This is a genomic window from Agrobacterium sp. InxBP2 (genome assembly GCF_026191755.1).
Taxonomy (GTDB): Bacteria; Pseudomonadota; Alphaproteobacteria; order Rhizobiales; family Rhizobiaceae; genus Agrobacterium; species Agrobacterium pusense.
Genome location: NZ_JAINDY010000036.1, coordinates 30903 through 45245 on the forward strand (window position 1 = coordinate 30903; position 14343 = coordinate 45245).

Here is a 14343-nt window from a genome sequence, read left to right on the forward strand (position 1 = left end):
GCCAACGGCATCCTCCGGATTGTTCGGGTCCAGCTTCAGCGCGAGGCCGTCCGGATCATCTTGCACAATTGCGTCAAAGCTGCATCGTATCCGCCACCCAGAATATCGATGCAACGCCGGGCGAGCCTGATCTGCTCGGTGCGCGACATGTCGTTATAAGCCTGAATGGCGTTACGCATGGCGCCAGGCGTTACCGGCCCCGATTTGCCGGGATTGTTCGGATTTCCCGGACTGCCCGGGTTTCCAGGATTGCCCGGATTACCGGGATTGCCCGTGGAACCTGAACCGCCAATGCCGAGACCGACATCAACGCCCAGGCCGTTGGATCCGCCGACATTTGCGCCGACATTGGCATTGACGCCGCTGGAGCCGCCAACGGACGCGTTCACGCCCGCATTGACCCCGCTGGAACCGCCGACGGATGCGTTGACGTCCGCATTGACCCCATTGCTGCCACCAACCGAAGCGTTGACATCCGCGCCCAATCCGCCGCCGCTTCTGCCGCCGACATCGGCACTGGCGTTGACGCCGCCGCTGCCACCAACGGAAGCATCGACCCCGAGCCCACCGCTGCCATTACCACCCACGCTCGCATTAACCCCATTCTCTCCACCGATCCCTATATCCAGCGCGTGGGCGTTGACCGGCAGGATCAGGCAGGCAGACAATAATAAATTGCGAGAAAAAGCCCTCATAATTTCCTCCCTATGAGTTGGCTACTCCCGCCCCGCGTGGAAACTCCACCCGGCCATTATAAATTCAATTAGCAATTGCGTACATACTAATTTATTAGAACTATCTAAAATTATCATGAAAACGCAACCGAGGATGTATCATTTCGAGACAGCGTGGGCGGTAAAATCCGTCCACGCTGCCTCTTCAGTTTCCGAACCGTTCGACAAGCGTTGCGAGATCAACATGGCCCCGGCAGCTTCCATTGCCTTTAGCCGGCTCTCCACGTTCCAGGCCACTCGCATAGACAACAGCGGGATCAGCCTCGAGACGCCTGCGCAACGCGGCTAGCTTTGGCCACCGGCCCGGGTCAGCCACATCGTGAATCTCCAGCCAGCGGGCGACACCGACCAGGATTCCATCCGCGAGGCTCGGCCTGTCGCCGATTGCAAAGGGGGTGACGCCAATCATCTCCTCCAGCAGGTCGTGCCGTCTGATCACGGCGTCCGTTCCATACTGCCGAAGAGCCGATTGCAGGGCCGGGTTCGGCGGCTCCATCTCAAGCGCAACCCACAGCGGGGTGAAAGCGCCGGTGAAGCCGGTGTTGATGAACGCCATAAACTGATGCATCAGCTCGGCCTCCCGTGAATGGAGATCGAAACTGATACGCCGCTCGGTGTCGCGTGTTTCCAGCCATGCAGCGATCGCCATCGTCTCGGTCAGTATCTCGCCCCTGTCCGTGATAAGGACGGGCGTTTCGACGCGTCGATTGATACGCTTATAGGGTGCCTGCCGCATTTCACCGAGCATATCCACCCGGCAAAGCCTGTACGGCTTGCCAAGCCACTCAAGCGCTGCGACAAGCCCCATCGAACTTCCCGCCGGGAAGCCATAAAGTAAAATCGGTTCCATTTTTCATACTCTCAGTTTCGAGGGCGCTGCGCAGCGGGTTGAACTTAGCGCCGGGTGGCGCCAAGTAAATTACGAACCTTTTTGTAACCACGAGGCGCTGATGAAAGACCTTGTATCCCGTTGCCCCATCGAGGAGGCCATGCAGGTCCTGAGCGGGCGCTGGCCGACGCTCCTGATCTACTACCTGAAGGATGGCACAAAACGCTTCAGCGATCTGCGCAGGGACAACCCGACGATCTCGCATAAGATGCTCGCACTGGAATTGCGCAAACTGGAAGACGCTGGCATCGTTCAACGGACAGAGTTTCAGGGTTATCCGTTGCGCGTCGAATACGACCTGACCCCCGCGGGCAACACGCTTGTACCGCTGATCGACTCTCTCGGCCAATGGTGGGAAACGACGAGCGCCACACCGGAAGCCAGCGGCCCGCCCGTCCACGCCCTACCTGGTGCTCAGGCACAGCGAAACGCTTAAAATTCCAAGGAATGGCAGCGATGAGCTGCCATTTGAAAGGCGCGAGGTTACACGCTCAAACGCGCAAATTTCCAGCTTTTGGGGTTGCACGCAGGGTCTCGCCCGTGATAGACGCCGTGACATTACCACCGTTGCCCCAATGGCGGAATTGGTAGACGCGCCGCACTCAAAATGCGGTTCCGAAAGGAGTGCTGGTTCGATCCCGGCTTGGGGTACCATTACCTACACATCTCAATTTTCCCTGCTCCAGATGCTTTTTTCATAGCGGCTTCGATGGGTAGCGTAGAGGCTGGTGTCCTCACGAAAGCTTGCTCATCCGCCTCCGTTTCTTACCAGGCTTTCATTTGCCAGTTGCAGAGGACTGGATTAGACGAATCCCGTAACATTCATCGAGATCGGCGACTTAATTTCGCCATCACGCCCGCCTTTTTGAAAGCCCGTTCGGGATATCTGCTTCTTCGCGAAGTTTGGGGAAATTTACATGGCCAATGCGACATCCGCCGATAACAGCCGCACACTCGCCGCTCTCGGCGTCACGGCGGGAATGATCTTCACCGTCGGCTCAGCCCTCGGTTTCCAGCATATTGGCGGTTACACGCCCTGCGCGCTGTGCCTGCTGCAGCGCGATCCCTATTATTACGCCATTCCGCTTGGCATCTTGGCCATTGCATCCAGCATTTTCAAATTGCCGGTTCAAATAACACGGCTGCTTCTCGCCCTTATCGGCGTGGCCATGTTGATTGGGGCCGGCCTCGGCGTCTATCATGCGGGTGTGGAATGGGGTTTCTGGGCGGGGCCGATTACCTGCGCCACCGGGGCGCCTTCCATCACGACCAATGCCGGCGACCTGTTGGGCAACCTCAACGCCATCAAGGCGCCTTCCTGCAATGATGCGGCACTTCGTGTCCTCGGCCTGTCGTTCGCCGGATGGAATGTCATCGCAAGTCTGGCACTTGCGGCAGTCGCCTTTTTCGGCGCAAGCCGTAAAAGCCGCTAAGCGGAAAACCGCCTTGCAGTCCTGAAAGCTCAGGGCTGCAGCTCGGTATCCCAGTAAAGATAGTCCATCCAGCTTTCATGCAGATAATTGGGCGGAAACAGACGCCCATTATTGTGCAGGTCCTGAACCGTCGGCTGGAAAGGCTTCTGCGCCGGGAACATGCCTGCCTGTTTGGGAAGCTTGCTGCCTTTTTTAAGGTTGCAGGGAGAGCACGCCGCCACGACATTGTGCCAGGTGGTTTCACCGCCATGCGCGCGGGGAATCACATGGTCGAAGGTCAATTCGTCGCGTGTCCCACAATACTGGCATTCAAACTTGTCACGCAGGAAGACGTTGAAGCGTGTGAAAGCGGGGTTGCGGGTGGGCTGCACATAGGTCTTGAGGCTGACGACGCTCGGCAGCCGCATGGAAAAGCTGGGTGACGACACCGCATGATCATATTCTGCAATGATGTTCACACGGTCTAGAAAGACGGCCTTGATCGCGTCCTGCCAGGACCATAACGACAAGGGATAATAACTCAGCGGCCTATAGTCTGCGTTCAGAACGAGCGCCGGCAGGGCCTGTGGTGAAACTGCAATCGTCAAGGGCTTCTCCTGAGCGATTCGGCATCTGCACTTGTATATTAGGTCCGTTGTTACAGGATTGTGAAGCCTATAAATGCAGCGGAGAAGAGCTTAATTTTTCAGCGGGAAAAAGGCCCTTTTATGTTCCGGTGAGGCAGGCAGGCGCCGATTGATCAGCCGGTCGCACGACGAGACAGCGGCGGGTGATTCCATGCGCGGGAACCGTCAAATCCTTCTCACGACAGCTGCTGCATCAATGATATGATCAGCGATACGGCGAGATGAAAACGGCGCTGCCGGCGACGACCATTCGTGCCCCCGGAGGAAACGGAATGACCGCGCATCGGCATCTAACAGCAGCATTTCGGGCGGCCCTTGCGAGCGGCGCATGGATCTTTGCCGCTTGCCTGGCGGGTTCGGCACCTGCCCAACAATATCAGAATTTCGAGATCGCGCCGGATGGCCGCGGTGGTGCGCAGGGAACGATAGGCGGGCGAAATTTCGAAGTGCCCCGCAGTTACGACAGGCCGCCCGCCGGCCGCGTCTCCCCGGACACGCGGCGCGACCGGAGAACCAGCGTACCGCAGCAGACATGTATCGTCGACGCCGAAGGCCGAACACGCTGCAACTGATGGCATTCCCGCGAGAAAAATGGGATTTCACTAAAAAGCAATCTATCGACTTAAATGGCCTGCAAGAAAGCATCGCTATGTTCCCGGGCATAAGGAAAACAACTGTGCAGGGGCAAGAACATGGCGAAGAAAACAACCCGTGTGGCGGCAAGTCTGGCCATTGCCATCGGCGTGGCGGCAGGCGTGGCGACGACGGCACCGGCCGTTCAGCTCGGCGGCCTCGCGAAAAACCCGGCGGCGTCGCGGCCCGGCCAATTCATGACGACAAGCCGCCCAACGATCGCGCCGATCGCCTTTGCCAAATTCTGCGACAATGCCGCCGACCAATGCGTTCGCATTGGTGATCGTGACACGATCGAACTGACCAAACAGAAACGCGTGGAGCTTCAGCGCATCAACTCCGAGATCAACACCGCAATAACCTATGTTGGCGAACTGGAGGGCGAAGACGAATGGAAGCTGAACCCGAAAAGCGGTGATTGCGATGACTATGCGGTGAGCAAGCGGCAGCGCCTGCTGCGTGCCGGCTGGCCTTCCGGCGCCCTGCGCATCGCCACCGCGCGCACCCCCAGCGGTGTCGGCCACGCGGTTCTGGTGGTCAGCACCACCCAAGGGGATTTGGTGCTGGACAATCGCACCAATGTCGTCAAACCGTGGAAGTCCGTGGATCTGAAATGGATCAAGATCCAGTCGCACGAAAACCCGCGTGTCTGGCTGAAACTCTAGGTCTGAAGCAGACATAGTCTTTGCAGGCGAAAAAGAGTATCCTGCCGCTCGCCGATCGAGGCCCCGCCGCGCAAAAACCGCTTCTGGCGAAGCCTTCCGGCAGGGGCCGGGAGCGATATCCTGACCAGGCACGACCTGTCTCGGGCGGGTGACGCGGCATCAGCTTCCAACGCTCTTGACCTCGTGTAAGGGAGACAGTATCGGCAGCTATGCCCAAGGTGCTCAACTGGATTCGCGGTCGTAAACAACCAGCCCCCCGCGAGGCGCGGAGACGGCGCAGAGTTGAGCTTGGCGACAGGCTGACATCCTTTCCGATCTATGCCATCGGCGATGTGCACGGCAGTCTCGACCTGCTTTTGCAGGCAGAACAAAAAATCCTTGCGGATCTGGCCGGCGACCCCTCTCCCGCCCTTGTCGTGCTGCTCGGCGATTATGTCGATCGCGGACGCGATTCCTGTGGGGTTCTCGAGCATCTGCTGCGGCCGCCGCCTGCGCCACTGCGCCGCATCGCGCTGTGCGGCAATCACGAGCAGCTGTTCAGCGACTTTCTCGAAAACCCGCGCGAAAACATGCATTGGCTGGATTTCGGCGGTCGCCAGACGCTTCTGTCCTATGGTGTGGATATTGATTATTTCATTGAAAAGGGCCGCCTGAGGGTTCAACCCTTCACGGATGCCCTGCTGGGCGCCATTCCCCAGACTCACCGCCAGCTTTTGGCCAATCTGCCGATCTACGCCCGCATCGGGCCCTATATTTTTGTGCATGCCGGCCTGCGTCCGGGTCTGCCACTCGAAGCGCAGACCGATGAGGACATGCTGTGGATCAGGGAACCTTTTCTGTCCCAGGGCGCGGGACTGGACCTCCTTGTCATTCACGGCCACACGCCGGTGACGGAACCGGAAACCGGGCCTCAACGGGTAGGCATCGATACCGGTGCTTTCACCACCGGCAGGCTGACGGTCCTGAAGATCGTGGAATCGGGTCTTTCGATTATCGTGTAACCCGTCGCTGTCACCGCCATACAACATGTCGTTTGAATATCCGTTTATTGTTTTGACGAGAGAAATTTCACTTTATTCCTGAAGAAAATTGCCTTTAAAAAAGATGGATACTTAAAATGACTGCAGCATATTTCCGGGAAAAACCGGCCATAATTTAAACATTCAGGACGCCCCGCCAGCGCCGATACAAACAGGAACACTTTCCCTGATCCCCGATGAAGCTCCGCGGGCGTTTCCCACAAGCCTCGCACGCGAAACCGCAGCAGCAGGTAACCCGCTCGGTCGTCGCTTCAGGTCCAGGGGCAGCCAACTGCAAGAGGCTTCATGCGTTATTCCATTCTCGTTCCGGCCTTCAACTCCGAAAAAACCCTGGCGCGCGCACTAGACAGCCTCAGCCAACAGAGCTTCGGTGACTGGGAAGCCCTGATCATCGACGACGCTTCCACCGACGGTACGGCGGAGATGGCAGAAGCCCATGCTGCGCGCGACCCGCGCTTCCGGGTTTTGCGCCAGCAGAAAAATGCCGGCCCGGCCGCATCCCGCAACGCGGGCATCGAGCATGCACGGGGAGAATGGATCGCGCTTCTCGATGCCGATGACGCCTACCTGCCCGATCGATTGAAAAGGCTGGCGGAAATATCCGACCGTGTCGGCCTCGATATGATCGCTGACAATCTCCTGCTTTACGACCTCGGGGCCGATACCATCGTCGGCCCGGCCTTTGCGATGGAGAACGCGCTTTCGAAATGGACGATCCGGACCCTCTGCGAAAACGATGGCCCCGGCCGACACAGCCACGCGGGATGGCTGAAGCCTGTTTTTCGCAAGCAATTGCTTGCGGAGAATAATCTTCGCTACCACGACACATTTCGCGTCGGCGAGGATTTTCTTCTTTATGCCGAATTGATTCTCACCGGCCGCAGGGCAGCCATTCTTGATGAGGCGCTCTATCTATACACCACACCCACCGGCGCAGTATCGGGTCAGCGGTCGACATCGCAGACAGTCGTCAATAATGCGCACTTACTCGCCTCAAGTGACATGCTCATCGAGCGGCTGCAGCAGGGGGACGGCGGGCGCAACGCCCTTCTCGAGCGAAAGGCGCGTCTTAATCTGTCGCAACGCCGGGAACCGGTGAAAGCCGAGATGGTAAAGCTCTATAAAAACAGGCAATTGCTGGCTCTTGCCCTAAAAACCATCCGTCACCCGGCCGCATTCCGGGATATTCTGCGCCCGCCACCCGTCTCCCCCGGTCCTGAAAAATTGCGGGCGCTGCCCTTTTCCTGATGGGAGACGACGGCGAAATAGTCTGCAATGCCCCGCTTCAGCGGCGCGACAGAATTTTGCGCAACTCTACCACCGAGGTTTTCGCGACCGCGGGCATGGCCGCGAAAATCAGCGCCGCGTAGATGCAGGCGCCCACCACGACCAGACATGCGAGAGAGATGATCGGAGGCAATCTACCCTCGATGACCTGCTCCAATCCAAATACGGACGCTCCCATGACGATCGATGCACCGAGCGGGATGGCAATGACCCTCATGATTTTCTGGAATTCCACGCCGCCGTAACGCCGGGTATAAAAAACACCCACTGGCCAGACGCCATACACCTTCGCGACATGCGCCCAGGCGACAGGATAAAGACCGAAAGGAGCGGCAAGGAAACTCAGTCCGATACCGGCGAGCAATTGCAGGACCGATATTTTGAGATTGAGCCCTGGCCTTTTGATCGCCGCCAGAACACCCCAGGTGAAGGATTCCACCACGAAGGGTATGGCAATGAGGCAGAGAATTTGCAGCACCGGCACCGCGGGTTTCCAGTTCTCGCCAAACAATACTGGAATGAATATAGGCGCAACCGCTGCCATGCCGGCAAAACAGGGAAATGCGAGAAGGCCCGAAAAGCGGATGAAACCGAGACAGGCCTCTTCCACCGAGCCTTTCTGTGCATGGGCCTGCGAGTAGGTCGCCATGGCCACCGAACCGAAAGGAATAACGGCGAACTGGCTGACAAGATCGATACAGCGCCAGGAAAGCCTGATGTAACCCACGGCAGCCGGCGTCAGGAACATGGCCGCGATCAGTTCCTGAAGTCTGAGGTTCATGGCGAGCAGGAAGCTGGCCGAGAAAATTCTGGACCCGAAACTCCATTGGTCAGCCGCGTAATGCCTGACGAAACGGCGGCGCGGCACCCAGCCTGATGCGAGCCAGTTCATGATCGTCGTTGCGATACTGGCCAGCAGGCGCTGGGCCACCATGGCCCATATGCCCCATCCCTGGAGGGCAAGAACTATGGCAATGGCCCCGGCGAGCATGTTGGAAAAAATCGCCCGCATTGCCAGCTTTCGAAACGCGAACGCCCGCTGCAGCCGGGCCTCATGGATACTGCCGGCACCCATGATCAGGAGCACCGCGGAAAGCGCCATCAACACGGGGCCGAGTTCCGCGAGCCCGAACAGGCCGGCGAGGAACGGTGCCGCCACGGACAGCGCAACGCATAAGGCAGCGCCCCAGCCAAGGGAGAACCAGAAGGCTGTATCCGCATAGTCTTCTTCAAGTTGAGGCCGCTGCACCACCGCCTCCGGCAATCCGCCGCGCGCGATGACGAGAATGATATCGACAAAAACCGTGGCGATGGCGACGAGGCCAAACTCATCCGGCGTCAGCAGACGCGCGAGGATAAGAAAAACTGCAAATGAGAGGAAGACATTGCCGTAACCGCCGACGGCGCTCCACAGGGCGCTCGTGACCGACCGCCTCTCAAGGCCGGGGGTCTCGTCCTTCGTTTTCAACATGGCCGGCTCCAGTGCGGCCTGTTCAACCCTTCACCCACGGCATCGGGAGCAGGCTCGCGCCGTCGGCGGCCCGTCATGCCGCCGCGGCCCTGCTTTTTGCCAGGACGTCCTCATAGAGTTTCACATAATTCTCGCCTACCCGACGCGAAGTGGATTCCTCGACAATATTTCCGAAGTCGGCTTCCGTCGGCAATTGCTCGCGTGACAGTGTCAGCACCCGACGGATACGGGCAGCCAGATCGGCAGCATTGCCGGGTTCGAACAGCCAGTCATGATTGGTCTCGCCGATCAGTTCCGGAATGCCGCCGGAGGCGGCGCCGATGACCGGCACGCCCATCGCATAGGCCTCATAGATCGTGCGTGGTGAGGGTTCTGCCCAGAACGAGGGAACGATGAGGACATCGATCTGTTCGAAAAACTCCTTCGGTTTCGCCCAGCCGATGAATTCGATCGGCAGATCGCCGGCCTGCGCCTTGAAGCGCTCAATGGAATCGTCCATCGCGTGGCCCGCCACCAGACAGCGCCAGTTGCCATGACCGATTTCCCTGAAAGCATCGACCATGTTGCCGACGCCTTTCTCCGTATTGATGCGGCCTAGGTAACCGAAGGTCATGGGCTGGCCGCTGCGGTCGATCTGTCGTCGCGCCACGGGGTCGCCTTCCGGGACCGTGCAGGAATAAAATATGACGCGCCGCAGGCTTTCCGGAATATGGTGGAAAAGCCCGTGATTGACATGCGTCCTGAGGATTTCCGTACCGACGCTCGCGACCGCGCCGATATAACGCTGTGTGAATTTCTTTGTGAAATTCACAACCTGACAGCCCAGATGAATATGGTCGCACGGTTTGCCACCTTTGAACATGGCGGCGTTGCCGCATAGCAGGTCATATTCGCAAATCGTATGCACGATCGGAATGCGGCGCTTATGCGCCGCCCGCCACACCAGCGTGGTAACATCGAGCAACGAATGCGTGTTGAGGACATCGGGCCTGAAATCGTCAAGAACCGCCTCGAATTGCTTCTCGACGTTGAAATTCCATTGTTGCCTGATCTTCTGCATCCGCCTTTGCTGCGGCGTATATTGCGGCCAGTCTTCCAGCCAGAAATCATTGTTGTGGAACATGCGGTAGACGCTGACGCCATTGCGCACCGACTTCGCCTCGGCCTGGCGCTCTATGCAGGCGGCACCCACCGTATGCCCCATGGCAACCAGTTCCTCTGCCAGATGCTCGACCGAGCGTTCGCATCCACCGACGATATGCGGCGGGTAAAGACTGCTGAGATGGAGGATTCGCATGGGGCTACGCTCAATATCCTTTAAAATTTATATTTCCGCACCGGTACCGCTGAACCGACCAAAAGAAACGGTCGTGAAAGGGCGGCGACCAGGCCGAAGGAAGTAACAATTTAAAAATCAACATCAGAATATCGGGCTTAAAGAGCACCGAAAACACCGCCGTTTCAAGTGATTTTTTGCGGCGCCGCGGAATTCATGCCGTATTGCAAAAAAGAATCTCCGTTGCTAATTATATTCGAATATAAAACCTAACAATATGCAGCCCCGCTGCTGCACCATTGATCTTATTATTTTATTTTAAAAAATTTGGATTCCCATGTCTTCTCAAAGTAGCGGAGAGCTTCCGAGAAACTACAATCTCGACATGTTGCGCGGTCTTGCCGCAGTTTGCGTTGCTTATTCTCATCTGGCGCTGAAGATGCACAATCGTGGCGATACTGATGGAGTGACCCGGGCCCTTTTCGATGTCACCAAGGTTTTTCTCGATGTCGGCAAATTCGGCGTGATCGTGCTGTTCGCGCTCGGCGGTTACTTCATTCTCTCATCGCTGCAAAATGCCGCCATGCGGTATCGGAAACCGCTTACCGCCTTTGTACTGCATCGGTTTTTCCATCTTTATCCCGCCTACTGGCTGTCACTTTTTTTCGGCGTGCTGCTGCCCTGGGATGACCCGGGCAAGATATTCCCGGCCCATGTCGTCGCCATCAACGCCACGATGCTGCAGGGCTTTTTCATGACGGAAAATGTCATGGGACTCTACTGGACCCTGCAGATCAACCTGACTTTTTACGCGCTGTGCGTGCTGCTGTTCCTGATGGGACGAGCAGCCGATTTGCGGGTGGTGACGGCTGCAACAGTTGCGCTTTTTGGTTTTGCGGCAATTCTCTCCCTCGTAAGATACAAGCTCGGCATCAAGATGCCGGTTGCCCTGCCGCTGATGGTGGGTGTGTGCTTTCTGGCATCGCTGTGGAAGGCGTCAGATACCGGGCGCAACCGTGACAGTCGATATTGCGCCTGGATTGCGGTCGGCACTTTCTACGCAATGCTTCTCCCCATCTGCCTCCTGGCCTATTCGCATGACTACGGCTTCGAGGAGACCTGGTATCGCTACGCCATCAGCTACGGCACAGGCATGACGGTTTTCCTTGTGGTTTCGGCGATGAAGAGGCCTGTCCTCAATCGGCTGGCGCCCCTCGGCGGTGCAAGCTACGCCATTTTTCTGTGTCATCCGTCCGTCTATGCGGCTCTCGACAGGATCGGGTTTACGTCAGCCAATACATCGCTGTCCCCATCCATCGTTATGGCTATTTCTGTCTTCTTGGCCATCACATGCGGCCTGGCCGCCAATCGTTTTGTTTTAGCACCCGTGCTCGCCTGGGGAGAGAATGTCGTCAATTCGGCATCCCGCAGACATTTAAGTGCAACCTTGGCCCGTTAAATTGAGATAGGAACATAGGCAGCGAGAATACGGCAGGAGATCTTGATGAAAGAAAACAGGCCTGTCGGTGCTCGCTCCATGACGCGACGCACATTGCTGTCTGCAGCCTCTTTCGCCTTCGCCGCAGCCGGTGGTCTGCGTGCCGCACCGGCGCAGGTCAAAACCGATTTTTCTGCCGATACCGAGGCATTTCTGGACAGTGTTGGAGTGTGCGGCCATTTCACCCGCACACGTGGTGTCTATCCGGAACAATTCGACCGCATCCTTCCGGAACTCAAGGCTCTCGGAGTGCGCCATTTACGCGACGAAGGCATCATCTTTCCCGAAGACCGCCGGGAAAGCGCCTCCTTTAAGCGGCTGCGCCAGATCGTTGCGTCAGGCCTGCGCCTCACCGTCATCTGTTTTGACGATCTCAACCCCTATCTGAGCACGCCATTGGACAGGCTCGTGGATTTCTACGACTGGTGCGATGGCGGCATTGAGGTTTTCGAAGGCAGCAACGAACCCGTGCTTACGTCCGATCCGCAAAATACGCCGCGCCTTTCGGCGCAACATCAGACGGCATTGCACGACACCATCCGCGCAAACCCCGCGCTCAGGGATATTCCCCTTGCCGCGCCAAGCTATGTCCTCAGCAACCGGGCGCTGGCGTTTGATCTCGCCAAGGTTTGCCAATATGGCAATATTCATCCCTATGCGGGCATGGAACACCCCGAAACGACCGGGCCGGGCGCCCTCTCGAAGTCTCTTGCCGCTTCCGCGCACATAGCAGCAGGCAGGCCGACGCTCGCCACCGAAATCGGCTACCATAGCGCCCTGAAGACCCAGAGCTTTCATTTTCCTGTCACCGAAGGAATAAGGGCGCGCTACATGCCGCGCACGCTCCTGTGGTGCTTCATCAATGGTATCCGCCGGACATATATCTATGAAATGGTGTCAAGCTTCGCCCGGGATGACACCAATCCCGAGTCCTCCTTCGGCCTGCTGCGCCACGATCTGAGCCGCACCGCCGCCTATGAGGCGGTTCGCGCCCTGCTCTCGCTCCTGACGGCAAGACGCCAGACCGCGCCCACGCAATGCCAGCTCGAATTCGTCGAAAGCGCCTCCGAAAGTGTTTCCCTGAGACTGTCGCGACCGGATGGCGCGCTGCTTGTGCCGGTGTGGCTTGCAATATCGGGCTGGCAATGGCCGGCGCAGATCGAAAACCCGCCAGCCGAACGTGCAGCAAGCTTTATCGTTACCGGTGCACACAGCCAGGTGATTGCCCACCGGTTTCAGGACGACGGCTCCGTTATCCAGCGCGTTATTCCGCAGGAAGGCGGGCAATATCGGCTTGCCGTCAGCGACCAGTTGACGGTGCTGGAAGTTTTTTGAACACTCACCAACGATTTCCAGCCGCAGCTTGAAACCTCCGCCCACACCGGGCGGGAGACTGGCGCGGCCGACATCTTTCGCGTGATCGACCGGGCAGTTGCTCTCACCGCTCAATGTTGAAGGGAGAGCCGCCTGACGCCGTCTCTTTTGCGATAGGCTCGATTAATCGGCGCCTCTATGAATCGATAAGACGCCAAGCCGCACACGATCGTCAGCAGCAAAGCCAGAACACCTGTGATGAGCACCGACACGATACCCGACAACCCCGTTACCCCGACAGCCTTCATCGCAATTTGAATCACCAGATTGTGGACGAGATAGATGGAATAGCTGGCATTTCCCAGATGGACCGGAAGCCAATGCCTTGCAACATAACCGTTCTGTTCAAGGAAGACGCAGCCGGAAACCAACAGCAGTCCCGCAACGCCCCAGGTCAGAGGCCGCACAATGTTGTTGTTATAGAGCTCGAATCCCGAGCTTGTCGCGAGGATGACTGACGCTCCGGCAACGATGAGAAACCAGGCCCCTCTCGGCCCCAGGAAGGGCGGCTTGTCTTTCCTTGCGCAGAAAAATGCTCCGAAGGCGGCACCCAGGGCGAAATCCAGCATCACCGGGCTGCTGTAATACCGCAGGTAACCATCAAACGAAAACAGTAATCCAGACAGAACAAATGAACAGAGCAAGAATATAATAAGCAATATTCTCGTATAAAAATTCCCCACAACCATCAAAATCGAAAAAACAACATAAAAGAACATTTCGTAGTTCAGGGTCCACCCGACAGACAAGACCGGCTCCCAAAATCCTCCGCGTTCAAATGGTATGAAAAACAGGGACTTCCAGACGTAGCTCGGCTGCAACTCCATAACGCCGAGAGGGCGCGCGCCGAGGAGAAAAATAAAGACGATTATGAATGTCATTATCCAGTAAATCGGAACGACCCTGACAATTCTGTTCACCAGGAATTTCAAGGGATCGCCATCTTTGTTGTGAGTTGTGACGACCATTATGAATCCGCTCAGAACGAAGAATATGTCGACGCCGGAAGCTCCGGCCTCGTATCGTCTGACACCGGGGAAAACCCGGTCGATAACGGGCATGAAATGATGGAAAAAGACCATGAACGCAGCAACCGCGCGTAAAACCTGAAGATTGATGATCATCAAATCAATATCCGTATGAATTCGGGATTAATCAAAAAATTATATTGATATAACAGGTGCTTAACTCGGAAAACCGGAGAAATTATAATTTTGCCACGCAGTGCGAAAAGTAAATGAGCAAGACGGGAAGACAAAATATCTCCCTTTATTCAAACATCAGCTAAAATCAAACAATTCCATATGCCTGTCAATTCCTCAGGACCGAGGAGAAGAACTTCGTGACTTTCATCGCTCGCCGACCAACGCCGTATCAAGCCTTGGGCACCTATCGCCGGTTAAGGATACTTAAGAAG

The 14343-nt window shown here is 57.1% G+C and carries 14 protein-coding genes and 1 tRNA gene; 9 read left to right on the forward strand and 6 right to left on the reverse strand.

Annotated elements, in window-relative coordinates; all coding sequences use genetic code 11:
• Positions 1-35: 35 nt before the first annotated feature.
• Complete coding sequence (uppQ, locus tag K7A42_RS24355; protein ID WP_113731947.1) at positions 36-695, reverse strand: polysaccharide biosynthesis GNAT family N-acetyltransferase UppQ; 660 nt, start codon at positions 693-695, stop codon at positions 36-38.
• A gap of 184 nt (positions 696-879) precedes the next feature.
• The gene (locus K7A42_RS24360) at positions 880-1584 is read right to left on the reverse strand and encodes a glutathione S-transferase family protein (protein ID WP_006698505.1); all 705 of its coding nucleotides are present in this window, start codon (positions 1582-1584) and stop codon (positions 880-882) included.
• 100 nt (positions 1585-1684) lie between these two features.
• Between K7A42_RS24360 and K7A42_RS24365 the strand changes: the two genes are divergently transcribed.
• From K7A42_RS24365 to K7A42_RS24375, 3 genes are all read left to right on the forward strand, one after another.
• Entirely contained in the window at positions 1685-2059 is a 375-nt protein-coding gene (locus tag K7A42_RS24365) for a winged helix-turn-helix transcriptional regulator (protein WP_125271209.1), read from the forward strand.
• Between the two features lie 133 nt (positions 2060-2192).
• A tRNA-Leu gene (locus tag K7A42_RS24370) sits at positions 2193-2277 on the forward strand.
• A gap of 263 nt (positions 2278-2540) precedes the next feature.
• Complete coding sequence (locus K7A42_RS24375) at positions 2541-3056, forward strand: disulfide bond formation protein B (protein WP_003585612.1); 516 nt, start codon at positions 2541-2543, stop codon at positions 3054-3056.
• Positions 3057-3085: 29 nt separating this feature from the next.
• Here the strand turns inward: K7A42_RS24375 and K7A42_RS24380 are convergent, their stop codons facing one another.
• The gene (locus tag K7A42_RS24380) at positions 3086-3643 is read right to left on the reverse strand and encodes an HNH endonuclease (RefSeq protein ID WP_003585610.1); all 558 of its coding nucleotides are present in this window, start codon (positions 3641-3643) and stop codon (positions 3086-3088) included.
• 311 nt (positions 3644-3954) lie between these two features.
• Between K7A42_RS24380 and K7A42_RS24385 the strand changes: the two genes are divergently transcribed.
• From K7A42_RS24385 to K7A42_RS24400, 4 genes are all read left to right on the forward strand, one after another.
• A complete protein-coding gene (locus tag K7A42_RS24385) occupies positions 3955-4254 on the forward strand; it encodes a hypothetical protein (protein ID WP_125271200.1) in 300 nt (99 codons plus the stop codon).
• A gap of 120 nt (positions 4255-4374) precedes the next feature.
• The gene (locus tag K7A42_RS24390) at positions 4375-4980 is read left to right on the forward strand and encodes a transglutaminase-like cysteine peptidase (RefSeq protein WP_282456044.1); all 606 of its coding nucleotides are present in this window, start codon (positions 4375-4377) and stop codon (positions 4978-4980) included.
• 209 nt (positions 4981-5189) lie between these two features.
• Complete coding sequence (locus K7A42_RS24395) at positions 5190-5981, forward strand: metallophosphoesterase family protein (protein ID WP_113731950.1); 792 nt, start codon at positions 5190-5192, stop codon at positions 5979-5981.
• A gap of 324 nt (positions 5982-6305) precedes the next feature.
• The gene (locus K7A42_RS24400) at positions 6306-7268 is read left to right on the forward strand and encodes a glycosyltransferase family 2 protein (RefSeq protein ID WP_282456045.1); all 963 of its coding nucleotides are present in this window, start codon (positions 6306-6308) and stop codon (positions 7266-7268) included.
• 37 nt (positions 7269-7305) lie between these two features.
• Here K7A42_RS24400 and K7A42_RS24405 read toward each other — a convergent pair whose 3' ends face one another.
• Both K7A42_RS24405 and K7A42_RS24410 read right to left on the reverse strand, forming a co-directional pair.
• Positions 7306-8778, reverse strand: a complete 1473-nt coding sequence (locus tag K7A42_RS24405) for a lipopolysaccharide biosynthesis protein (protein ID WP_282456046.1) — start codon at positions 8776-8778, stop codon at positions 7306-7308.
• Positions 8779-8851: 73 nt separating this feature from the next.
• Positions 8852-10075: a glycosyltransferase family 4 protein gene (locus K7A42_RS24410; RefSeq protein ID WP_282456047.1), complete on the reverse strand. Its 1224-nt coding sequence runs from the start codon at positions 10073-10075 to the stop codon at positions 8852-8854.
• 316 nt (positions 10076-10391) lie between these two features.
• Between K7A42_RS24410 and K7A42_RS24415 the strand changes: the two genes are divergently transcribed.
• Both K7A42_RS24415 and K7A42_RS24420 read left to right on the forward strand, forming a co-directional pair.
• The gene (locus tag K7A42_RS24415) at positions 10392-11513 is read left to right on the forward strand and encodes an acyltransferase family protein (RefSeq protein WP_282456048.1); all 1122 of its coding nucleotides are present in this window, start codon (positions 10392-10394) and stop codon (positions 11511-11513) included.
• 45 nt (positions 11514-11558) lie between these two features.
• A complete protein-coding gene (locus K7A42_RS24420; RefSeq protein WP_282456049.1) occupies positions 11559-12887 on the forward strand; it encodes a hypothetical protein in 1329 nt (442 codons plus the stop codon).
• A gap of 110 nt (positions 12888-12997) precedes the next feature.
• Here K7A42_RS24420 and K7A42_RS24425 read toward each other — a convergent pair whose 3' ends face one another.
• Entirely contained in the window at positions 12998-14050 is a 1053-nt protein-coding gene (locus tag K7A42_RS24425; protein WP_137069501.1) for an acyltransferase family protein, read from the reverse strand.
• Positions 14051-14343: the final 293 nt, after the last annotated feature.